At 67.4% G+C, this 21008-nt stretch carries 21 protein-coding genes and 1 riboswitch; of the genes, 9 read left to right on the plus strand and 12 right to left on the minus strand.

All coding sequences use genetic code 11. The features are described 5' to 3' along the window. Window positions 1–121 precede the first annotated feature (121 nt). A complete protein-coding gene (locus ACEN9K_RS12515) occupies window positions 122–799 on the plus strand; it encodes an endonuclease/exonuclease/phosphatase family protein (protein WP_018769361.1) in 678 nt (225 codons plus the stop codon). Between the two features lie 4 nt (window positions 800–803). Here ACEN9K_RS12515 and ACEN9K_RS12520 read toward each other — a convergent pair whose 3' ends face one another. The 3 genes from ACEN9K_RS12520 to ACEN9K_RS12530 all read right to left on the minus strand — a co-directional run bounded on the left by ACEN9K_RS12520 (window position 804) and on the right by ACEN9K_RS12530 (window position 3945). Then, a complete protein-coding gene (locus ACEN9K_RS12520) occupies window positions 804–2732 on the minus strand; it encodes a glycosyltransferase (RefSeq protein WP_495634477.1) in 1929 nt (642 codons plus the stop codon). A 413-nt stretch (window positions 2733–3145) separates the two neighbouring features. Then, window positions 3146–3658, minus strand: coding sequence for an NUDIX domain-containing protein (locus ACEN9K_RS12525; protein WP_018769363.1), 513 nt, complete (start codon window positions 3656–3658; stop codon window positions 3146–3148). A 95-nt stretch (window positions 3659–3753) separates the two neighbouring features. Beyond that, entirely contained in the window at window positions 3754–3945 is a 192-nt protein-coding gene (locus ACEN9K_RS12530; RefSeq protein WP_134164691.1) for a DUF1918 domain-containing protein, read from the minus strand. A 73-nt stretch (window positions 3946–4018) separates the two neighbouring features. Between ACEN9K_RS12530 and ACEN9K_RS12535 the strand changes: the two genes are divergently transcribed. Both ACEN9K_RS12535 and ACEN9K_RS12540 read left to right on the plus strand, forming a co-directional pair. After that, window positions 4019–4525 carry a metallophosphoesterase family protein gene (locus ACEN9K_RS12535; protein WP_495634478.1) on the plus strand — a complete coding sequence of 169 codons (507 nt, stop codon included), beginning with the start codon at window positions 4019–4021 and terminating at the stop codon, window positions 4523–4525. A 156-nt stretch (window positions 4526–4681) separates the two neighbouring features. Next, a complete protein-coding gene (locus ACEN9K_RS12540) occupies window positions 4682–5575 on the plus strand; it encodes a glucose 1-dehydrogenase (protein ID WP_056390519.1) in 894 nt (297 codons plus the stop codon). A gap of 36 nt (window positions 5576–5611) precedes the next feature. Here the strand turns inward: ACEN9K_RS12540 and ACEN9K_RS12545 are convergent, their stop codons facing one another. The 4 genes from ACEN9K_RS12545 to ACEN9K_RS12560 are packed head-to-tail and all read right to left on the minus strand — an operon-like array spanning window position 5612 to window position 8362. Beyond that, the gene (locus tag ACEN9K_RS12545) at window positions 5612–6058 is read right to left on the minus strand and encodes a DUF1810 domain-containing protein (protein WP_495634479.1); all 447 of its coding nucleotides are present in this window, start codon (window positions 6056–6058) and stop codon (window positions 5612–5614) included. A 25-nt stretch (window positions 6059–6083) separates the two neighbouring features. After that, window positions 6084–6614, minus strand: a complete 531-nt coding sequence (locus ACEN9K_RS12550) for a DNA alkylation repair protein (protein WP_134164690.1) — start codon at window positions 6612–6614, stop codon at window positions 6084–6086. Further along, complete coding sequence (locus ACEN9K_RS12555; RefSeq protein WP_018769369.1) at window positions 6611–6970, minus strand: TraR/DksA family transcriptional regulator; 360 nt, start codon at window positions 6968–6970, stop codon at window positions 6611–6613. Before ACEN9K_RS12555 ends, ACEN9K_RS12550 begins: the two co-directional genes overlap by 4 nt. A gap of 21 nt (window positions 6971–6991) precedes the next feature. Further along, entirely contained in the window at window positions 6992–8362 is a 1371-nt protein-coding gene (locus ACEN9K_RS12560) for an aggregation-promoting factor C-terminal-like domain-containing protein (protein WP_495634480.1), read from the minus strand. Between the two features lie 272 nt (window positions 8363–8634). Continuing rightward, window positions 8635–8805, plus strand: a riboswitch (cyclic di-AMP (ydaO/yuaA leader). Between the two features lie 3 nt (window positions 8806–8808). Between ACEN9K_RS12560 and ACEN9K_RS12565 the strand changes: the two genes are divergently transcribed. Next, complete coding sequence (locus ACEN9K_RS12565; protein WP_018769371.1) at window positions 8809–9642, plus strand: C40 family peptidase; 834 nt, start codon at window positions 8809–8811, stop codon at window positions 9640–9642. 126 nt (window positions 9643–9768) lie between these two features. Here the strand turns inward: ACEN9K_RS12565 and ACEN9K_RS12570 are convergent, their stop codons facing one another. The 4 genes from ACEN9K_RS12570 to ACEN9K_RS12585 are packed head-to-tail and all read right to left on the minus strand — an operon-like array spanning window position 9769 to window position 13159. Next, window positions 9769–11232, minus strand: coding sequence for a protein adenylyltransferase SelO (locus ACEN9K_RS12570; protein WP_495634481.1), 1464 nt, complete (start codon window positions 11230–11232; stop codon window positions 9769–9771). Further along, window positions 11216–12163 carry a ribonuclease Z gene (locus ACEN9K_RS12575; RefSeq protein ID WP_495634482.1) on the minus strand — a complete coding sequence of 316 codons (948 nt, stop codon included), beginning with the start codon at window positions 12161–12163 and terminating at the stop codon, window positions 11216–11218. Before ACEN9K_RS12575 ends, ACEN9K_RS12570 begins: the two co-directional genes overlap by 17 nt. Then, a complete protein-coding gene (locus tag ACEN9K_RS12580) occupies window positions 12156–12677 on the minus strand; it encodes a mycothiol transferase (protein WP_134164685.1) in 522 nt (173 codons plus the stop codon). The genes ACEN9K_RS12575 and ACEN9K_RS12580 overlap by 8 nt, the downstream gene beginning before the upstream one ends. A 50-nt stretch (window positions 12678–12727) precedes the next feature. After that, window positions 12728–13159 carry a hypothetical protein gene (locus ACEN9K_RS12585; RefSeq protein WP_495634483.1) on the minus strand — a complete coding sequence of 144 codons (432 nt, stop codon included), beginning with the start codon at window positions 13157–13159 and terminating at the stop codon, window positions 12728–12730. 240 nt (window positions 13160–13399) lie between these two features. Between ACEN9K_RS12585 and ACEN9K_RS12590 the strand changes: the two genes are divergently transcribed. The 5 genes from ACEN9K_RS12590 to ACEN9K_RS12610 all read left to right on the plus strand — a co-directional run bounded on the left by ACEN9K_RS12590 (window position 13400) and on the right by ACEN9K_RS12610 (window position 20326). Beyond that, window positions 13400–14266 (plus strand): universal stress protein, encoded by an 867-nt coding sequence (locus ACEN9K_RS12590; RefSeq protein WP_495634484.1) that lies wholly within the window; start codon window positions 13400–13402, stop codon window positions 14264–14266. Between the two features lie 65 nt (window positions 14267–14331). Continuing rightward, on the plus strand, window positions 14332–15912 hold the full coding sequence (locus tag ACEN9K_RS12595) for a DUF4389 domain-containing protein (protein WP_495634485.1): 1581 nt from the start codon (window positions 14332–14334) through the stop codon (window positions 15910–15912). Between the two features lie 74 nt (window positions 15913–15986). Continuing rightward, on the plus strand, window positions 15987–16454 hold the full coding sequence (locus tag ACEN9K_RS12600; RefSeq protein ID WP_056390546.1) for a universal stress protein: 468 nt from the start codon (window positions 15987–15989) through the stop codon (window positions 16452–16454). Between the two features lie 44 nt (window positions 16455–16498). Next, complete coding sequence (locus ACEN9K_RS12605) at window positions 16499–17497, plus strand: polysaccharide deacetylase family protein (RefSeq protein ID WP_056390549.1); 999 nt, start codon at window positions 16499–16501, stop codon at window positions 17495–17497. 12 nt (window positions 17498–17509) lie between these two features. After that, on the plus strand, window positions 17510–20326 hold the full coding sequence (locus ACEN9K_RS12610; RefSeq protein WP_235509780.1) for an HAD-IC family P-type ATPase: 2817 nt from the start codon (window positions 17510–17512) through the stop codon (window positions 20324–20326). On the opposite strand, the gene ACEN9K_RS12615 is transcribed toward ACEN9K_RS12610, so the two are convergent. Beyond that, window positions 20323–20985, minus strand: coding sequence for a hypothetical protein (locus tag ACEN9K_RS12615; RefSeq protein ID WP_082581727.1), 663 nt, complete (start codon window positions 20983–20985; stop codon window positions 20323–20325). The genes ACEN9K_RS12610 and ACEN9K_RS12615 overlap by 4 nt on opposite strands. Window positions 20986–21008: the final 23 nt, after the last annotated feature.

Genomic DNA, 21008 nt, shown 5'->3' on the forward strand with positions numbered 1-21008 from the left:
CTAACTCTATCCTCCGGCCGTGGAAGGCACGCTGCGGCAAGGCCACGAAATGTTGGAGGGTGCGGGTGCCAATCGGACTAGACTCAGGAACTGGTCCTGTCAGCAACCCAAAAGAGGTTCCATGCGCGTCATCAGCTATAACCTCCGCAAGCACAAGGCCAGCGGCGAGCTTCTTGCCCTGGCACGGAACCATGACATCGATGCGCTGTGCCTGCAGGAAGTGGATTCCAGCGATCTGCCGGAGACCCTTGGTCCCCTGCACCTGGCCGACGTCACCAAGGGCAACCGGCTGGGGCTGGCCATCTATTACCGCACCACCCGGTTCACGGCATTGGACACGCAATCCTTCGCCTTAAAGAAATCCATGCATGACCGGGTGCTGGCCCCGGCCCATGAGCGGCTCATCGGAACACGGGTGATGGACAACGAAACCCAGCATGAACTGGTGATCGGCTCGTTCCACGCAGCCCCGTTGACCGCATCGAACTCGCTGCGCAGGAAGCAGATCCACGCAGCCCACGCCGAACTGCTGAGCATGGGCAAGGGGTTGATGACCCTGATGGTGGGCGACTTCAACTATCCGTTCTTCACCAAGAACCTGGACATGCATATGAAGAACTCGGGGTACGCCCTCTCGCTGAGCAACAGGCGGACCTACACCAGGTACAAGGTGTTCAAGGGTCATTTCGACTTTGCCACGTCCCTGGGCCTGGACATCACCAGCGTGGAAACCCTGCCGCGCGGAAACTCCGATCACCTGCCCATCCTGGTGACCGCCGAGTACGGCGAGGGCTACTAAAGGATCAGGGCGACGGCAACCGGTAGATTCGGGCGTCGGCGTTACTGAATATGAGCTCCACGCCTCCTTGGGCCTTTAGCCAGTCTTCCAATTCCTTGGAGTTGCGTTCGGTGCTCTGGCCCTGGAGCTCGAGGCTTGCCTCTGTTGACCGCATGAGCAGCACAAAGGCGCCGGCAGGGTTGTGCCGGCCGTAGTTATAGAAGATTGGGCCGCAGCTCGCTGCTGACAAGTCCCGCCGGCACAACTCGTCCATGGTCCGGTACCGGTGTTCCAGGTAGGCATCGCTGCGCCATGGTGTTGGGTGGGCAGCGGAAATAATGGCCGCCCCGTGAGGCGCGATCCGCTCCACTTCGGCCACGGCGGCCATCTCACTGTCGGTGAAGATGTCGAACTTCGTATTCCCGAACCTGCTGGTCTCGATCAACAAGGTCAGCAGCAGGAAGGTGGGCACGAGGGCCAACACGGCCAGGAAAGGAAGGCGCGTTCCGCCCTCCCTTGGCAGCAGGGCCGAGGACGCCTGCAGGGCGACGAAGGGCAGCGCGAACAGGGAGACGCGGATGAGCATTTCCCCGCCGTATGACTGCATCGGGAACAGCAGGAGCGGGGTGGCTGCAAGCAGGACCACCCGGATGTCAAGCCGCTTCCTACGCCAGTCCCGTACCGCCCCTGCCGCCGCGAGGACCCACAGCACGAGGGTCAGGACCATTCGGACTTTCACTACGAGCGAATGGCCCGGGGTCCCGGTGACGCGGTCAACGACATTAGCCGCAACCGCACCCTGGAATCCTGCGTCCTCAAGGGGCGGGTGTCCAATGAGATAGGCACTTGCCGGGTAAACCAGCCAGAGTACAAGCACCACAGCAGTGATCAGCGGCAGCCGGCTGGACCAGAGACGCCCACTGAGGCTGAGGGCGGTCATGGCAATGAGCATCATGAAGGGTGTCAGCTGGTGGCTTGCACAGATCACAGCGACAAGCAGGAGGGCCACCACGAAAGCGCTCACCCGGTGCTGCGGCCTTTGCTCCCAGGGGGACCGGCCCCGCCACCAAACCGCCAGGTCGGCGGGCCGGAAGCCACGGAAAGTGCCGGGGTTCGCGGCCAATGGTCCGACGAGCAGTGCGATCAGGATGAGGTACAGGAAGAAAGCGAAGGCCTGCGGGGACAGATAGTCCTGGTCCTGCCAGTTCCCCAGGCAAAAAAGCCAGAGCACCAGCCAACGCCGTCGCGGATCAGCGGTCAAGGTCCGGGTAAGCACTGCCAGGGCCATGAGCCACAGCCCAACGTCGAACACAGGAGCCCACAGGGCTATGCTCACCGGTTGGAGGCCGGATGCCTTGATGACCGTGGCCAGGAGGGCAAAGAAACCCGGCCAGTTGAAGTACGCGTCAATGTCAGGATCTATGACCTGCGTGCTTGATAGTGCGTCGGCAATGCCCAAATGCCTGAACGCTACTTCGCCCCGCGGTATGTCGGTCACAAACGCTGCGGTCCCAAACAGCTCCACAACCAGCACTGCGAGGAGCCACACCATCACTGCGCGACCCGCCGGGCCCCGGGCGTCCCCCCGCAGCGCCGCGATGAAGGTGAGATTGATCAGCAGGAGCCCTATCCAGTACGGATAGGGCAGGACGGCAACGAGCCCGAGGTCGCTGTTGACGGGCAGGTCCACGGTGGAGGCCGCCCCTGCGGCGAGCACCAGCGATACGACACCTGCCAGTGCGAAGACCACATCGCGGGGCCGCAGGCGCCTACCGTTGCGTCCGGGGGCATCGAGCACGGCGGTCATGGTGTCTCCTGCCTGGGGCGCCAGGGCATGGCGGGGATCCTGGGCCCGGCTGCCCCGAAGCCGGGCGAAGGCACTACCGGCGGCGGAGCGCGGCATCTTGGTCCTCACGCCGCCCGGGTACCGGGAGGACGCGCTCCCGCGCCGCATGCGCCACCATGCCGAAGAATGCAGGATATTGATGTCGCTGTGTAATGGCAGGGATCTGGACCCCCGCAGGAGTCCGGCCCGGCAGTAAGCCTGGCTGTGACGTGGCACCCGGTGACAGGAGCGGAATGGGCAACTGGCTCACCAACCTTGCTTCGTGGCTGGGATGTGGATTCAGCCAACCGGAGATGGCCCCAAAAATGGGACATGTCAGGGCTAATACGGTGGTTGTCCGGTTTACCTGCCCAGAGATCAAGCAGCCCCGACTTCGCCGTAGCTTGGAGCATAACGGCCTGCACATGCGGACAGCACCAGTAACGGGTACCTAATTTCGCGCCAGGGATACCTACACACGCCCGCAGGGCAGCCCGGTCCGTCAGTCCAACTTCCAGGGTGGGCAGTCCAGGAAAGGCTTATCAGGGATCCTGGGTGTCCAGCCGCGCCAGCAGGTCCGGCCACGACGCCGCGAATCCGGGGTGCAGCTCCAGTGCGTCCACCTCGGCTGTGGGAATCCAGAGCAGTGCGATGCTTTCGGGATCGCTGATGACGGGCTCGAAGGATTCCCGCACCAGCACCACCACGGTGGTGTAGGACCAGTAGCCGTGGTCCAGCACGGAGGTGAACAGCACTTCCACGCTCTCCGGCGGGACGGCAGCTTCCTCGTAGGCTTCGCGGAGGGCACCGTCGACCGGTTCCTCGCCCTGGTGCAGTGCCCCGCCGGGCAGGCCCCAAGTTCCACCGTTGTGGCTCCAGACGGCGCGGTGCTGCAGCAGCACACCTTTGCCGGGGTCGTAGGCCAGGACGCCGGCCGCGCCGAACCTGCCCCAGTACCGGCCGCGTTCCCCCTCCACCCATGCGTCGCCCGGGTCGCGCGGGCCGGTGCGCGGCGGCGGAGTGGAGGACGTGCTGGCGGACGGAAAGAGATCCATCGCTCCAGTCTGACAGGTGAAGCACCCGCAGGTGAAGCACCGGCGGGCCAGGCGGTGGGGCGGGTCAGGGGGCGGGCGGAATCCCGCCGGCCCCGTCAGGTCTTGCTTCCGTGGTCGACGGCGAAATCACCGCCGGGATACATGACGGTTTCATGCCCGTCGTCAAAGCGGACCACATATGGTGGGCTGCCGCCCTCGCCACGGACTTCAAGAATCACCCCATGCCGGTCCGAGGACCCCACGGTCCTGCCGTGCACGACAATACGGTCGCCTTGGGCTGCCTCCATGGCAATCACCTCCCAGCCCCCAGATTACGACTCGTGGCCGCGTGGGAACAGGGCACCATGGCAGGATTCCGGTATGCCGTTGAACCTCATCCTGCTCGCCGATACCCACATACCCAGACGCGCCAGGGACCTGCCGGAACAGGTGTGGTCCGCCGTCGAAAATGCCGATGTCGTATTCCACGCGGGCGACTGGGTGGAGGCAGCCCTGCTGGACGAATTCGAACGCCGGAGCAACCGGCTGCTGGGTGTTTTTGGCAATAACGATGGGCCCGAATTGCGCCGGCGCCTGCCCGAAACGGCAACTGCCAACCTGGACGGAGTCCGCTTTGCGGTGGTCCATGAGACGGGGCCGGCCAAGGGCCGCGAAGTGCGGTGCGATGCGCTCTTTCCCGACGCCGATGTCCTGGTGTTCGGCCACAGCCACATCCCGTGGGACACGGTGTCGCCGAACGGCCTGCGGCTGCTGAACCCCGGGTCGCCCACGGACCGCCGCCGCCAGCCGGCGTGCACGTTCATGGAGGCCAAGGTCGACGGCGGTCAGTTGGCCGAGGTCCGGCTGGTCACGGTCCAGCGTGACTGACCCGCCGCGCCGCTTGGCATGAGGCGGCCTCTCTGCCTAGGCTAGGAACCGTAAGCATGCTTAGCTTTTTGCCTTCCTGTAACGGTGCAAATCGCGGGCTGCTTCAGTACCCGGGGCGACGAACCAGCCCGTGTCCGCACGACCAGGAGGACCACCATGACTGACCAGTACACCTTCCGCAATCCCGTGACGGCCTACGAAAAAATCTCCCCGCCCAGGCAGCACCAGCCCGAGCCGGGGCTGGATGCAGAACTCGAACCCAAGGCCGACCTGGGCGAGGAGACCTACCGCGGCACCGGCCGGCTGGAAGGCCGCCGGGCCATCGTCACCGGCGCGGACTCCGGCATCGGGGCCGCGACGGCGATCGCCTTTGCAAGGGAAGGCGCCGACGTCGTGCTGTCCTACCTGCCGCAGGAAGAAGCGGACGCCTCGCGCATCGCCGGAATCATTGAAGCGGCCGGCCGCAAGGCCGTCAAGGTGCCCGCTGACCTCAAGGATTCGGCGGCATGCCGCGACCTGGTGGAAACGGCGGTGGCGGTCCTGGGCGGGGTGGATATCCTGGTCAACAATGCCGGGAAACAGGTGGCCCAAGAGGACCTGCAGGACATTTCCGACGAGCAGTTCGACCACACCCTGAAGACCAATGTCTACGCGATGTTCTGGGTGACCAAGGCCGCCGTGCCGCATATGCCTGCGGGTTCGACCATCATCAACACCACGTCCATCCAGGCCTACAACCCGTCCCCCACCCTGGTGGACTATGCCACCACCAAGGCGGGCATCAACAACTTCACCAAGGGCCTGGCCCAGCAGCTTGCGCCCAAGGGCATCCGGGTGAACGCTGTGGCCCCCGGCCCCATCTGGACGCCCCTGCAGGTCAGCAGCGGCCAGCCCAAGGAGCAGCTGCCGGAGTTCGGCCAGTCCACGCCCCTGGGCCGTGCCGGCCAGCCCGCCGAACTGGCCCCCGCCTACGTCTTCCTGGCGTCGCCGGAGTCCAGCTACGTCGTGGGCGAAACGCTGAACGTCAACGGCGGCAGCCCCACGCCCTAGCAGCCAGCCGCGCTCCGGCTGCCCCGGTCCGTGTGGTCAGCCGGCTGCGTCCTGCGCCGCCAGGAGCTCGTCGGTGGCAGGGTCCGGCTCGCCGTTGAAGAACTGGGCCAGGACAGTCTTGAACACTGTTTCTCCGGGTGCTGCCCGGAGGAACAGTGTCATGGAGGAGCGGAGTTTCCTGGCGTCGATGCCACCGAAGATGTTCTCGGCCGGCTGGTCGGCATGGTTGGCCAGGACCGTGGCACACTCGAGAAGCCGCGGGCCCAGGACTTCGTGGTCCAGGTAGGCCCGGGCTTCAGCCAGTGAAGAGATGGCGTATTTACGTGACATGGCGCTCTGCCCCAGCCCGGCAATCTGCGGGAAGATGAACCACATCCAGTGCCCGGACTTCCGGCCGACCTGCAGCTCCCCCAACGCCTGGTCATAGGTTCCGCCGGTGTTTTGGGCGGCAACAAATCGCCCAAGATCAAACGGCTCATTCATGTGGATCTCCTTCATTCGTCCGCTTTTAGAAAGTCAGTTCCTTCATGAGGGCAGCGGCCGCCGCCTGAAGATGGGCGTCCGGGTCCCCGCTCCACCGTTCCACCACACCGCGGGCCCGCTGCCGTTCACGCTCCCCCAGCCCTGCCAGCAGCGGCATCAGGACATCGGAGAGCAGGGGCGCGGTCAGATCCGCTGTGTGGGCGGAGCGGAGGAAGCCTTCCAGCCGGGTCAGGTCCGAATGCTGCAGGAGCCGCACCCGTGACTGCAGCAGCACCACGGCGGCAAGGCGGCGCTCGAAAACCGGGCGGGAGCCGGGCCCCGGCTGTCCCCAGAGGGCAGAGGCCAGCATCACGGTTGCGTCGTGGTCCAGGTCCTTGAATTTGCGCAGGGCGTCGCGCACGGTTCCACGGACGGCGCCCACGGAGGAACCATACGAGGCCAGCACACCGCCCAGGCGGTGTGCGACGTCGTCCGCGCGGTACCAGGCGCCCTCATTCTGGAGGGTACGGTCAACAAATTCCGCCGCAGCGGACACCACGTCCGCCGTGCCGGTCACCGCGCGCGCCCCGCGGAGGCGTGGTGGATGCAGAACGGGGTCCAGGGCCGGGCTTCCAGCCTGCCCTCGGCGATGGGTTCCCCGCACACCGCACAGATGCCATAGGTCCCCGCGGCCAGCCGGGCCAGGGCAGCTTCAATCTGGTCCAGCCCCGCCGAGCTTTGTTTCAGCAGCGCCGATGCCTGTGACAGCTCGAAGGCGATCGTGGCGCCCTCCGGATCGTGTTCGTCGTCGACGTTGGAGTCCTGGCGGGCCGAATTCGCAGCGTCGATGTCCGCCCGCAGCGCCGGCAGCAGCGCCATCCGCCGCGTCCGCTCCTCTTCGAGCAGTGCACGGAACCGTTCGAAATCTGGCATGGGGAAAGCCTAGCGCGTCAGTCAGTACCAGTTCAGGGATACGGAATGGTTCCATGCCCCGCAGGGCGACCCGTAGCGGTCACGGATGTAGCCCAGGCCCCATTCGATCTGCGTCCGGTAGCTGGTCAGCCAGTCGCTCCCGGCGCTGGCATACTTGCCGGGCGGCAGTGCCTGGGCAATTCCGTAGGCCCCGGACCACGCGTTGGTGGCGGTGGTCAGCCAGTTGGATTCCTTGGTCCACAGCTGGGCCAGGCACAGTAACTGGTCCTGGCCCCAGCCGAAAGCGGCAAGGCGTCCGGACGCGTAGCTTTTCGCCCCTGCCGGATCGTTGACCGCTCCGCCGGGAATGGAAGGCACGACGACGGCGGGCGGGCTTGGCAGGGTCGGCTCGGCTGGCGGCGCCTCCGGAACGGAAGGGACAGGGTTGGCGGGCGGAGGGTTGGCCGGCGGAGGGTTGGCCGGGACAGGATTGGCAGGGGCTGGATTCACCGGGACAGGATTGCCGCCCACGGCGGCTGGGGCGGCTGGTGCGGGCGGCCTGGGCTGCTGGGCGGCCGCCGCGGCAGCCTTGGCGGCCGCTTCGGCCTGGCGGCGGGCCTGCTCCTCCGCTGCGGCGCGCTTGGCCGCCTGGGCCGCCTCGTAGGCAGCCAGCGCAGCCTGGCCTTGGCGGTACTCCCCCTCAAGCGCCGCCGTCGTCCCTTTCAGGGCGGCAAGCTGGGCCGTTAGCTCGCCGCCGTGCCGCTGCTCCTCGGCCACCTGCCGTGCCAGTGCGTCCCTGGCGGAACTGGCTGCCCCGGCTTTTGCCCTTGCCTCCCCGGACAGGCGCTCCCGTTCGCTCCTGGCAACCTTTTCCTGTTCCACCAGGGCAGCGGATACCTTTCCGGCCGCCGCCGCCTTGACCACCAACGCGGCCGTCTTGTCCCCCACGAGCTTGACGAGGTTGAGGCCCTGGACGCTGTTGGTCCCCAGGGCGTCCAGCGCCACGAAGAACCCGGCGTTGGTCCCGCCTGTCTTGTACGACTGCACGGCCAGGGCGCCGAGGTCCTTCCGGTACCGGGCCACTTCGTCGTTTGCGCGGGCGGCCCGTGCGGACAGGGTTTCCAGGCGTGATGTGGCGGACTGGAGCTCTGCATCCGCGGCAGCGTATTCGGCGGCCGACCGTACAGCTGCGTCCCCGGCTGCCTCCGACTGCGCCTGCAGGCCGGTCAAGAGCCCGTCGATGGTGGCAATTTCTGCCGCTTTTGCCGCTTCGGACGACTGCGCCTGCTGCACATCCGACCAGGAGGGATATCCGCCGGGCGGCGGCTCCTCCGCTGCGGCCGGCAGCACGGTGGCGGCGGCCAGGGCGATGGCCAGCACGCCACCGAGGAGCGGGATCCCTCGGCTGGTCACGAACAGGGGCATAGTCCCGAAGCTTACCGTCCGGCGCGGCCCCCGAGGGCGCGTCCGTGGCCACATTGTTACCGTTTGCAGCGATAAAGACCCTGCCTGCATCGGTCGAGGTCACCGCCCGAAATGCGAAGTACATCAAGACGTTTGCGCAATTGAGAGGGGAGCCTCGTATGTTATCCAAATGTGACAATCGGGGGCAGCGCGGGTTATGGTCGTTTGGTGTCCCTCTCAGACGGGACATTCCCGTCAGCATGCCGAGCCCTGCCGCTGATCATGGGATTCAACCGCTTTCCGTTTGGCAGGGACGGGGGAACCAAGTTTCTACGGCCACATGTGGCCTTGGGGTTAAGTCGTTAGCGCCTCCGCCCGCGGAGCCAGCTACCGGCCGGGTATCTCCAGCCCGAACCCGACAGCTCACCCCGCAGGCATGGGAGAGGCGATCAACTGTGTCAAAAATTTCCACCACTGCCCGTCACCGCGCGACTCCGGCCCGCTCCATTGTGCTCGAGGGCCTCGCCGTAACCGCCAAGTCCCAGGCCCGTTCGCTGGGCCGTCCGGCGCTTGCCGTTGCTGCAGCGTCCGGTATTGCCTTTGGCGTCGGAGCCCCGGCCCATGCAGGTGTCACCGGCCCGGACACCACTGAGAACACCAGCGTCCAGGCATACTCCGCACCTGCCCCGGCAGCAGCACCCGTCGCAGCAGCAGGAACCGTCCACACGGTGGTGTCCGGCGACACCATCGGGGCCATCGCGGCCGCCCATGGCGTCAGCCTCAACGACGTCCTGGCCGCCAACGGACTGGGACTGTCCTCCATCATCTACCCCGGTGACCAGATCCAGATCCCCGGCGCTGGCCACACCGCAGCCCCGGCGCCGGCAGCAGCTCCCGTCCAGACGGCAGCCGCAACCGCACCGGCAAACACCGGCATGAACATGTCCTACGCCTCAGCCGCCCCGGCGGCGTCCACCGGCACCGGGACCGGCGCTGCCATCCTGGCATCCGCTTACAGCCAGGTCGGCGTGAACCAGGACTGCACCGCAATGGTTGAGAAGGCCCTGCGCTCCGTCGGCAAGTCCGTCGGCGACCTGGCCCCCACGCAGTTCTTCCAGTACGGAACCGTTGTCGGCGCTCCCGCCCCCGGCGACCTGATCATCACCTCCGGCCACGTGGGCGTGTACGCCGGCAACGGCCAGGTTGTGAGCGGCGGCGTCAACGGCTACAGCACCGAGGTCCACTCCATCAGCTGGCTCGGCGGCTACTCCGCAGTCCGCGTAGCCTAGCCTTCGCAACGCTTTGGCAGCAGCAGGCTGGTACTAAACAGCAAAGCTGTTCTTAGACAGGAGGGCGGCAGCCGGGTATTCCCGGCTGCCGCCCTCCTGTCATTTCCGCACCGTACCGCTGAACAGTCACGTCCCGCAGAAGGTCATGTAGGTGCCGAAATCCTCAGGGGCACCTTCGGCGTAGCGTTCCAGGCCCGGCCGCTCGGCGAAGGGGCTGCCGACGGCCTCGAGCAACTGCTGCAGGGGAGCCAGGTTTCCGTCAGTGGCGGCGGACAGCGCCTCTTCCACGAGGTGGTTCCGCGGAATATAGGCAGGGTTCACGCTGTCCATCAGTTCCGCGTCGGGCCCCAGGGCCTGCCACCGCTCCGCCCAGGCGTCGAACGCTTCAAGGTCCAGGACCATGCCGCGCACGGGACGGAGGTCCCCCCGCGCGGCCTTGCCCAGGTTCCGGAAGAACAAGGTGTAGTCCACCGGCCCGTCCTTCAGGATGGCAATGGCACCGTCCACCAGGGCGGAGGCGGCGTCGCTGTCCGCATCCCCCGACAGGCCCAGCTTGGCCTTCATGCCGCCGGACCACGCCTGGCTGTACTGTCCGCGGAATCCGCCAAGTACCTCCACCGCGGGGGCAACCGCCTTTTCCTGGTCCCCGTCGATCAGCGGCAGCATTGCCTCCGCCAGCCGTGCAAGGTTCCATTCGGCCAGCACCGGCTGGTTGGCGTAGGCGTAGCGTCCGCTGACGTCGATGGAACTGTAGACAGCGGCGGGATTGAACACATCCATGAACGCGCACGGGCCGTAGTCGATGGTTTCCCCTGAGATGGTCATATTGTCCGTATTCATGACCCCGTGCACGAACCCCACCAGCATCCACCGGGCCACCAGGTCCGCCTGGGCGGAGACCACCGAGGCGAACAACTCCAGGTAGGGGTTTGGGGCGCCGGCAGCGTGCGGGTAGTGCCTGCCGATGGCGAAATCCGCCAGCCGCTTCAGCAGCTCGAAGTTTTCCGTGGCCCGCGCGTACTGGAAGCTGCCGACGCGCAGGTGGCTGCCGGCAACCCGCGCCAGGACCGCACCGGGCAGCATGCCGTCACGCCTGACCTGCCGGCCAGTTGCCACGACGGCGAGCGAGCGGGTGGTGGGAATGTGCAGGGCATGCATGGCTTCACTTACCACGTACTCACGGAGCATGGGCCCGACGACGGCACGTCCGTCCCCGGCGCGGGCAAACGGCGTGCGCCCCGAGCCTTTGAGATGGAGGTCCAGGAGGCGGCCGCCTTTGTCCGTGACCTCACCAAGCAGCAGGGCGCGTCCGTCGCCAAGCAGCGGAGAGTAGCCGCCGAACTGGTGGCCCGCGTAGGCCTGCGCCACCGGGGTGGCGCCCGCCGGAACGTGGTTGCCCACCAGGAGCCGCACCCCTTCGGGACTGCGAAGGTACCCTGGGTCCGGGCCCAGGTCGCGTGCGAGCCTGTCGTTCAGGACCAGGAGCTCGGGGCTGGGGGCTTCCTCGGCCTGCCAGGGAACGGCGAGTTCCGACAGTTCCCGGGCGAAACGGCCGTCAAAAGTGACCGTGGATTCAGCTGCTGCCGTCATGGCTTAACCCTATCGCCGTAGTTCCGCCCGCTGCTTCCCGTGCCGGTTGCCGGCGGCGGGGAACGGCAATGTGCTGCAGGTCCTCAGCGGCAATGACCGTGGTTCCCGGAGCCTGCGCCCGTGCCTGCTCCGCGAGGTGCGGGACGCCGTCGCCATAGCGTGCGGAGAAGTGGGTGAGCACCAGCATCCGGGACTTCCCGGACGCCGCAAGTTCCCCTGCCTGCCCGGCGGTCAGGTGCAGGTATTGCCGGGCCAGGCCGACGTCGTCGTCACTGAACGTGGACTCGGCCACCAGCAGGTCCGTGCCTGCTGCCAGTTCTTCGGCACCGTGGCACGGTGCGGTATCCATGATGAAAGCGAAGCGCTGGCCCGGCCTGGGAATACTGACCTCTTCCAGCCTGGCCGCTCCGAGGACCCCTTCGCGCTGCAGCAGGCCCACGTCGGGCCCTTCGATGCCCGCCGCCCGCAGGCTCTCCGGCAGGAACGTGCGGCCATCTGGCTCGGTGAGCAGGTAGCCGTATGTCTCGATGCGGTGATTGAGGGGCCGGACCTCAAGCCTGTCCGCCACGGCACCGGCGCCGCCATGTGGATGGAGCCTCACGTCAAGCCCGGGCGGGCTGAGACCCACCAGGGCCCTGACCACCTGGTCACCGGACGCCGGATAATGCAGGTGGACCGGGTGCGCCACGCCGTCCAAAACCATCCGGGAGAGCACCCCGGGAAGGCCGAAGCAATGGTCCCCGTGCACGTGCGTAAGGCAGATCCTGGTGATGGTGCCCGCCGCCACTCCCGCATGGATCATCTGGCGCTGGGTACCCTCGCCGGGATCGAAAAGCAGCCCTTCGCCGTCCCAGCGCAGGAAGTAGCCGTTGTGGTTGCGGGTCCGCGTGGGAACCTGGGACGCAGTGCCCAGCACTACGAGTTCACGCACCGTTGGAATCTGACGCTGCAAGCAACCCTTTGGCGTAGGCGGCCTGGCCGCCGTGCTGAAGGCAGTCCCCCAGGATGCTGACCAGCCGCACGCCCAGGGTGACGGGCGGATCCCAGCGCCTGTCGACCACACGGTCCAGGTCGGAATCCCCGATACCTTCCAGGACCCTGGCAGTCTGCCGGTGAACGGCCAGGTAATACTCCCGCAGGAGTTCCCGGGGCGCGCGGACTGCGTCCACCTGCTGGCTTGAGTGGCCGTAGCCCGTATCACTGTCCGCCAGCGGGAGCCCGAAGCGGGTTACGAATCCTTCGGCCTTCCAGACCTGCTCCAATCCCGAGGCGGACGCAACCTGCGCATCTTCCACCCGTCCCATGTGCCAGACCAGCCAGGCGATGGAATTGCCTTGGCCTGCAGGACGCAGCTGCAGCTGCTCCTCATCCAGCCCGTCCAGTACCTGCCCCACCAGGCCGGGGAGGCGGTCAAACGCCTCGAGCAACAACTCCTTGGAGTGCATGGGTCTCCTTCCCTGCGGACCGGGCCCGGGCGCACCCGGCCCCGGGATTGCTAGCGTTCCAGGTCGTCCGGCTCAAACTCACTAAGGGGCGAGCCGCCAAAGTTTTCCTCGTCGTCGCTTGCGTCTGCTTCCAGGCAGGTGGGATTCCCGCCGAAATCGACGTCGGCTGCTGCTTCACCCAGCGTGGGTGTGTCCGGCGGAACCTGCTCATCGCCGGAGCGGTACCGGGCCTGCGCGCTTTCGTCCCGCAGCGTCTGGTCACTCAGGAAGTCCTGCTCCTCCCCCGAGACTGCTTCGTCCTGCAGCAGCGGGTCCTCCTGCCAGCGGTCCGGATTGTTCTCTGCAGCCCCGGGGTAGCTGTCAGGTTCCCCGTCGACGGGATCGAGCTCCAGTGACGATGCCGCGCCGGGAGTCTCGTCGAGAAGAACGTCGTCTTCCTGCACAACTTCCAACTCATCGTCGGGGACGTTCTGTTCAGTCATGATGATGCCTTTCTCATGGGCTCCGGGCGGATAATAGTAAGCATACTGAGGAACGGTATGCCTGTGAACAGCCACCGCATTTCCGTCCCAAGCGGACAAACGGCGGTTCCCGGCCGCGCGCCAAGGCCGCAGGGCGGCCTGAACAGCGCTTCCGTGACTTTTGGCCCTAGAGTGCCGGTGGCGGCGGGGCCAGTCTTGAAAGGCAGGAAGACCAGTTCAAGACGACCAGGAAGTGCGGCCATGACATCCCAGAAACCCATCGCTGTGGGCACCAACGACTCAGCGCAAAGCCAGGCCGCGGTCCTGTGGGCGGCCCGCCGCGCCCACCGGACGCACCTGCCGCTGGTGATCCTCCACGTCGTCGACGACCGGTGGGTAGCTGAACCCTACCCCTGGTTTGGAACGCTCCAGCAGGCCGGCGAGGAACTGCTCACGACCGCCGCCGGCAGGCTCGAAGGAACCGTGACGGTCACGCCGACTACGGAACTGCTCACCGGAAGCGTGGGCGGCCAGCTGGCCAAGTATTCGAAGAAGACCTCGATGATGGTCATCGGCTCCGGCAGCGGGCACCTTGGCGGGGCCCTCGCCGACCGCGCACTCCAGGTGGCGACCGCCGCCAAAGTCCCTGTCGCCGTCGTCGGGACCCAGGACCTCGAAGGCAGGTCCGGTGTGGTGGTCGGCGTTGACGGGTCTGCCGAGGCAACGCGGGCCGTCGCCTTCGCCGCGGCCGAGGCCGACCGCGAGGGAGACGAACTCACCGTCGTCTACGCCGTCAATGCGCCCGATCCCATCATCGACGCCGGCCTGACGCCGGGGGCGCTCGCGGACCTCATCGTGGACGAAGAACGCGTCGTGCTCTCCGAAACCGTGGCCGGGCTCAAGGAAGACTACCCGGACCTGACCGTGCACCAGCGGCTCGACAGGGAAAAAAACGCGGTGGACGCCCTTGTCGAGGCCGCAGCCGGGGCACGGCTGCTTGTGGTGGGCAGCCGCGGCCGGGGCGCCTTCAAGCGCCTTTTGCTCGGTTCGACCGCACACGGCGTGCTCAGGCACCTCCCGTGCCCCACGATCATTACCCGTACTGACACCGTTCACAGCCCCCTTTAGGCCGCAGCGCCTGCTGGTCCTTCTTCCGGCTCCACATCCTCCCCTACAGCGGAAGGTTCCACGCCATGAAAAAACCCGCCGCCATCATCATGCTGGTCCTCGGCATCCTGATCTCTCTTCCGGGACTGGCCGCGCTGGCGGGAGGAGCCGTGGCATCGGCGGTGGGATCGATCCAGGGGGACGGATACCTGACCTCCGGCACATCCCGTTTTTCCGTCAGTTCCTTTGCCCTCACCTCTCCGCGGGCCGAGGCCATCGGCGAGGATGTGCCGGGCAGGCTTCCTTTCGACATCGGTACCCTGCGGCTGCGGATTGCATCAATGGCCCCCGACAAAGCGGTGTTCATTGGCATCGGCCCGCAGGCCGACGTCGAACAGTACCTGTCAGGTGTGCACCACTCGGAGCTGCTGAACATCCGGCAGCGGCCTTTCCGCGCCGAATACCGTGACGTTCCGGGCGGCAACCCCGCATCGCCGCCGGCCGGCCAGCGCTTTTGGACGGCGTCCGTTTCAGGCTCCGGCGAGCAGGAGCTGACGTGGAACATCACCCCGGGCACCTGGGAAGTGGTGGTGATGAATGCCGATGCCTCCTCCGGTGTTGATGTCCAGGCACAGGCCGGCTTCCGCTCAGACCTCATCAGGCCGGCAGCCACAGGCCTGCTGGTGGGCGGCCTCATCGCCCTCGTGATCGGTATTCCCCTCATCGTCTTCGGCGCCATGGGACTGGGCCGGCATGCCGGGCCGCCACCTGTTGGACCATCACCGGGCGGCCCGGCGGTGGCGGGCCCGGGGATGGCGGGCCCGGGGATGGCGGGACCGGGGATGCAGGCGCCTGGGATGGCCGGACCGGGGATGCAGGCAGTGCCGGCCGCCCCCGGAGTGGCACCCCCGCCGCAGCCGTTCACCGTGGCAGCCGAAGACCGCCGCGCCTACCCCGCAAGGCTTTTCGGTGACATCGATCCGGGACTGTCACGATGGATGTGGCTGGTCAAGTGGTTCCTGGCCATACCGCATTTCATCCTTCTCTTCTTCCTCTGGTTTGCGTTCGTCATCACCACCATCGTGGCGGGCTTCGCCATCCTGTTCACCGGCCGGTACCCCAGGGCACTGTTCGACTTCAATGTGGGTGTCATGCGCTGGAACTGGCGGGTGGCCTTCTACGCCTACGCCGCCGTAGGCACCGACCTCTACCCGCCGTTTACGCTCAAGCGCACCAATTATCCTGCGGACTTTGACGTTGACTACCCGGAACGGCTGTCCCGCGGGCTGGTGCTGGTGAAATGGTGGCTCCTGTCGATCCCGCACCTGCTCCTGGTGGCCGCGTTTACCAATACCACGTGGCGGTGGCGGGCGGACAACACCTTCGTTGGCGCCACCTATGAGCAAAGTGCGGGACCGTCCCTGCTGGGACTGCTGGTTCTGGTCGCGGCAGTGATCCTGCTGTTCACCGGCCGCTACCAGCGCCCACTGTTTGACTTCATCCTCGGCATCGACCGCTGGATCTACCGGGTCCTTGCCTACACAGCGCTGATGCGGGACGAATATCCGCCATTCCGGCTGGACCAGGGAGCCACCGAACCTGAATGGCCCGGACCGGTGATTCCGGCGGCCGGGGCACCACCGGCGGGAGCCCCCGCGGTGCCGTGACCTTCGGCCCTAGCCCCGCAGCAGGCATCCGGGCATGATGGGCCTGACAGCGAGGGTCCGACGAGGGAGCAGACATGAGCATAGCCGGGGCACCAATTGCCAGGATCGTGGTGGGCGTCGACGGATCGGAACCGTCCCTGGAGGCACTTCGCCAGGCCCAACGGCTCGCCACTCCCCTCGGCGCCAAGGTCCAGGCGATCGCCTGCTGGGAGTACCCGCAGGTGTACTCGGGCTACGTCATGATGGGCATTGAGGGCTTCGAGGAAGGCGCCAAGAAGGTCCTGGACGACGCGATGGTGCAGGCTTTCGGCGCCGAGATGCCGGCCAACGTCACCTCGACCCTTGTCCGCGGCCATCCGCGTGAGGCGCTGATCGACGCCAGCCGGGACGCCGACATGATCGTGGTGGGGCGCCGCGGGCACGGCGGGTTCGGCGGCCTGCTCCTGGGCTCCGTCAGCTCCGCCATCGTGGCCCATGCCCACTGCCCGGTACTGGTGGTCCACACGCCCGAGAGCGGAGCCCACAGCTCCAAGGAGTCCTGAACGGTACGTCCGGGCGGGAAAGGTACTGACCTCCGGGACGGGTGATGGCATTGCCGCTCAGTGAGGCACGACGGCGGACACCCGCCATAGCGCTCGCCGCCGCCCTGGTGGTCCTCGCCATTTCACTGGCCCTGTTGCTCCCGGTGCCCTCGGCCGGTCCGCCGTCGGCATCACCGACGGCTCCCTCCCCGCTGCCCAGCGGCTCCAGCCAGCCCGGCACAGCCAGCCCAACCGTCTCCACCCCCGCGCCGGGGCCGCAGGAGACGGAGACACCCGAAGCGGGCCAGGCTCCCGTCGAGCCCCCGGTCGTCGTGCCGCCGGTTCCCGAACCGCAGCCCACGGAGCCACCGGCCGGCCCGACGCCACCCCGGGAGCCGGGTACTCCCCCGCAACCGGCGCCGTTCCCGGAATCCCTCCGCGGCCAGGACCTGACCGTCATCCCGGGGGCAGGCCGGGTGGTTGCCCTCACCTTCGATGCCGGAGCCAACGCGGCAGGACTGCCCAAAATCCTGCCCACCCTCGCCGCCAAGGGGGTCGCCGGGACGTTTTTCCTGACCGGCAACTGGGCGGCGAACAACCCGCAGGCCGTAGCGCAGATCGTGGCCGCCGGGCACCGGGTGGCCAACCACTCCATGACCCACCCGGGCTTCACCGGACTGGGCAACGACCAGATCTTCCAACAGGTGCGTGGTGCCGAGCAGGCCATCCTGGCAGCCGGCGCCGATCCAAGGCCGCTGTTCCGCTTCCCCTACGGCGAGCGGGACGCACGCACCATCGCTGCAGTCAACTCCCTGGGCTACGTGGCCGTCAGGTGGACCGTGGACACCCTGGGCTGGAAAGGCGCCAGTGGAGGTTCCAGCGTGCAGTCGGTGGCCGACCGCGTCCAGGCCGGCCTGCAGCCCGGTGAAATCGTCCTCATGCACATCGGGTCCAATCCCGACGACGGCACCACCCTCGACGCCGACGCCCTCCCCCGGATCATTGACCGCACCGCTGCCGCAGGATACGGCTTCACCACGCTCGATGCCCTGCCGGGGCAGTGAGGCCGCGGCACCATGGCGAAGACCCGGCCCTCCCGACGCGGGCACGTGCAGCCCCCGCGGCCGGAACCATCCTCCACCGGCCGCCAACCGGACGCTGTCCCTGATCCGGCACACCACGGGCTGCCGGTCCACGAGGTCGTCCTGCTGCTGGAAACGGATGCGGCCAGGGGCCTTGGCCAGGCGGAGGTAGCGCGCCGGCGCGCCCAGTTTGGCGCGAACGAGCTTCCCCGGTCCAGGGGCGGGGGAATCGCCCGCAAGCTGGGGCGCCAGTTCAACAACCCGCTGGTCTACGTCCTGTTGGCCGCCGCCGCCGTCACCGTGGTCCTTGGCGCGTTCCTGGACGCCGGCGTCATCCTCGCCGTAGTGCTGGTCAACACGCTGATCGGATTCGTCCAGGAAGTCCGGGCAGAAGCGGCCCTGGACGCCCTTCACTCGCTTGTCCGCACCCACGCCACCGTCATGCGCGGCGGCGAACGGAGGCAGGTTCCATCCGAGGACCTGGTCCCCGGCGACCTTGTGCTGCTGGAGGCCGGCGACAAGGTACCGGCTGACCTCCGCCTGGTGCGCCTGTCCGCCTTACGGGCGGACGAATCCGCGCTGACGGGAGAATCCGACCCCGTGCCCAAGGACGAGGTGGTCCTGCCCCCGGTCACGCCGGTGGCAGACCGGAGGAACATGCTGTACAGCGGCACCCTGGTGACCGCCGGCACGGGTGCGGGGGTCGTCGTCGCCATCGGCGGCGAAACCGAACTTGGCGAGATCCACCGCCTCATGGGGACGGTCCGGCCGGTGGCCACGCCGTTGACGGTCAAACTGGCACGCTTCAGCTCGACGCTCACCATAGCCATCCTGGCCCTCGCCGCCGTGGCCTTCCTTGCCGGGCTGGCACATGGCGAGCAGCCGGGGCAAATGTTTACTGCCGCCGTCGCCCTGGCCGTGGGAGCCATCCCCGAAGGCCTTCCTGCCGCCGTCACCGTGACGCTTGCCATTGGCGTCCGCCGCATGGCGCGCCGCCGGGCCGTGGTCCGCCGGCTGCCGGTGGTGGAAACGCTGGGCAGCACCACGGTGATCTGCTCGGACAAGACGGGCACCTTCACCGAGAACCAGATGACAGTCCGGGCACTCTGGACCCCTTCCGGGACGTATGACGTTACGGGTTCCGGCTACGGACCGGAGGGACGCATCGCCCCGTCGGCAGCACAGCACACCGGCGGCCGGCAGCACGTGGCGGATTCAGCGGAGCACCCGGCGGACGGGGACGCTGCGCTGCAGTGGTCCCTCCTGGGCGGTGCAGCCTGCAACGACGCCACCGTCCGCAGGGAGGGGCAGGGGTGGCACGTACGGGGGGACCCTACGGAGGCCGCAATGCTGGTGGCAGCAGGGAAGGGCGGGATGGACGTATCCGGCTTCCTGGCGGCCAACCCGCGGAAGCAGGAACTGCCGTTCACGTCGGAGCGGCAGTTCATGGCCACCCTGCACCTTTCCACGCTTCCGCACGGAGCCGGCGTGGTGTTCGTCAAAGGGGCCGCCGAACGGGTCCTTGACCTCTGCGGCACGGAAATGGACAGGTACGGTGCCAACAGGCCCCTCCACAGGCAGGCCGCGCTCAATGCCGCACATGCGCTCGCGGACAGCGGGCTCCGCGTGCTGGCCACGGCCATGATGCGCCTTCCCCCGGACAGCCGGCCTCTCTCCGCCATCCAATTGCGGGGCCGGATGACCCTGACCGGGCTCCAGGCCATGCACGACCCTCCCCGGGAAGCGGCCGCGGCGGCAGTGGCGGCCTGCCGGCGTGCCGGCGTGGCGGTCAAGATGATCACCGGAGACCACGTGCGGACTGCAGTGACCGTTGCCGCGGCGGTGGGCCTGGCCGCCGACCATGACAGCGGAACAGCCCTGACAGGCGCGGAGCTGGACGTCATTGCACCTGACCAGTTCGCCGATGCCGTGGAACGGGCCACGGTTTTCGCCCGGGTCTCGCCGGAACAGAAACTCCGCCTGATCGGGGCCCTGCAGTCCCGCGGACACGTGGCCGCCATGACCGGGGATGGCGTCAACGACGCACCGGCCCTCCGGCAGGCGAATGTCGGGATTTCGATGGGACGCACCGGAACGGAGGTGGCCAAGGAGGCATCGGACATCGTCCTCACCGATGACGACTTTGCCACCATTGAGGCCGCCGTTGAAGAAGGCCGGAATGTCTTCGACAACCTGACCAAATTCATCGTCTGGACCCTGCCCACCAACATGGCCGAGGGGCTGGTGATCCTCGTGGCCATCCTGCTGGGCGCAACGCTGCCCATCCTGCCCACCCAGATCCTCTGGATCAATATGACCACCGCTGTTGCCCTTGGACTCATGCTTGCCTTTGAGCCAAAGGAACCAGGACTGATGTCCAGGCCGCCACGGCCGCCGGACCGCCCCCTCCTGACGTGGGCGCTCACCGTGCGGATCCTGCTCGTTTCGGCCCTCCTCGTCGCCGGGGCATGGTGGCTCTTCGAACATGAATTGGCCGATGGTGCCTCTCTTGCACAGGCCCGGACGTCCGCCGTGAACCTTTTCGTGGGCGTGGAGGTGTCCTACCTCTTCAGCTGCCGGTCGCTGACCCGGCCGGCGTGGCGGATAAGCCCGTTCAGCAACCGCTGGCTCCTGGTCGGCGTCGCGGTGCAGGCGGCCGGCCAACTGGCACTCACGTATGCGCCGCTGATGAACGGGCTCTTCCACACCGCCCCCATCAGCGGCGAAGCGTGGCTGCGGATCCTTGGCCTGGCCCTGCTCGCATCCGTGGCAGTCGCCGTGGACAAGCGTTTGCGGCGCCGCGGCTTCTAGTGCGCATCCCCCGCGGCTGCAGCATCCGGCATAAGGCGCAGCAACACCAGGCCTGTGACCACGGCCATCACTGCCGCCATGAGGACCGCCGCCCCCACGCCAATCACCGCGATCAGCCAGGCAGGCTGGTCCGGCTGCCACAAAGGCGGGGCAACCAGCATGAACGCTGCAAGACCCGCCGCCCAGGCCGCGGCGTTGCCGGCGATCCACGGCCACGCCCGCCGGACATGGTGCCGCAGCTCAAACCACTGGGCAGTGCCAATGGATCCGAGCAGCAGGATTGCCGCCGCGCCACCCGCAGTCAGCCGGAGCGGAAGCGGCCAGTCCTGCCATTCCCCGAAGGTGGACGGCAGCATGCCCACGGACCAGGCGAATGCCGCGGCCACCGCGGTCAGCAGGACCCAGCGGGCCGCGGAGATCCCCGGCAACCGGTTCCGCAGGACGCGGACCTGGAACCATCCCAGGACAGCTCCTTCGGCGAGGCCGGCCAGTACCAGGAGTGCAAATTCCGCACGCGGCCAGGCAGTGGCCGCAAGAAACCACGCAAGGACCGGGGCGAGGAAGCCCAAGCTCTCGCCCAGGGTCGCCCAGCCCACCCAACGGGTGAGGAACGCACGGCGGGCTGTCCCGCCGTCGTACGTGCTGTCCGCAACGGCCACGGTGCCATCCTCCCTTTCCGCTT

The sequence above is a fragment of the Pseudarthrobacter sp. Pseusp20 genome, assembly GCF_059492155.1.

Excerpts from the sequence above, each read along its gene's own strand:
- ACEN9K_RS12515 (WP_018769361.1), top strand. The coding sequence starts at position 122 with ATGCGCGTCATCAGCTATAACCTCCGCAAGCACAAGGCCAGCGGCGAG.
- ACEN9K_RS12520 (WP_495634477.1), bottom strand. The coding sequence starts at position 2,732 with ATGCGGCGCGGGAGCGCGTCCTCCCGGTACCCGGGCGGCGTGAGGACC.
- ACEN9K_RS12525 (WP_018769363.1), bottom strand. The coding sequence starts at position 3,658 with ATGGATCTCTTTCCGTCCGCCAGCACGTCCTCCACTCCGCCGCCGCGC.
- ACEN9K_RS12530 (WP_134164691.1), bottom strand. The coding sequence starts at position 3,945 with ATGGAGGCAGCCCAAGGCGACCGTATTGTCGTGCACGGCAGGACCGTG.
- ACEN9K_RS12535 (WP_495634478.1), top strand. The coding sequence starts at position 4,019 with ATGCCGTTGAACCTCATCCTGCTCGCCGATACCCACATACCCAGACGC.
- ACEN9K_RS12540 (WP_056390519.1), top strand. The coding sequence starts at position 4,682 with ATGACTGACCAGTACACCTTCCGCAATCCCGTGACGGCCTACGAAAAA.
- ACEN9K_RS12545 (WP_495634479.1), bottom strand. The coding sequence starts at position 6,058 with ATGAATGAGCCGTTTGATCTTGGGCGATTTGTTGCCGCCCAAAACACC.
- ACEN9K_RS12555 (WP_018769369.1), bottom strand. The coding sequence starts at position 6,970 with ATGCCAGATTTCGAACGGTTCCGTGCACTGCTCGAAGAGGAGCGGACG.
- ACEN9K_RS12570 (WP_495634481.1), bottom strand. The coding sequence starts at position 11,232 with ATGACGGCAGCAGCTGAATCCACGGTCACTTTTGACGGCCGTTTCGCC.
- ACEN9K_RS12580 (WP_134164685.1), bottom strand. The coding sequence starts at position 12,677 with ATGCACTCCAAGGAGTTGTTGCTCGAGGCGTTTGACCGCCTCCCCGGC.
- ACEN9K_RS12585 (WP_495634483.1), bottom strand. The coding sequence starts at position 13,159 with ATGACTGAACAGAACGTCCCCGACGATGAGTTGGAAGTTGTGCAGGAA.
- ACEN9K_RS12590 (WP_495634484.1), top strand. The coding sequence starts at position 13,400 with ATGACATCCCAGAAACCCATCGCTGTGGGCACCAACGACTCAGCGCAA.
- ACEN9K_RS12595 (WP_495634485.1), top strand. The coding sequence starts at position 14,332 with ATGAAAAAACCCGCCGCCATCATCATGCTGGTCCTCGGCATCCTGATC.
- ACEN9K_RS12600 (WP_056390546.1), top strand. The coding sequence starts at position 15,987 with ATGAGCATAGCCGGGGCACCAATTGCCAGGATCGTGGTGGGCGTCGAC.
- ACEN9K_RS12605 (WP_056390549.1), top strand. The coding sequence starts at position 16,499 with ATGGCATTGCCGCTCAGTGAGGCACGACGGCGGACACCCGCCATAGCG.
- ACEN9K_RS12610 (WP_235509780.1), top strand. The coding sequence starts at position 17,510 with ATGGCGAAGACCCGGCCCTCCCGACGCGGGCACGTGCAGCCCCCGCGG.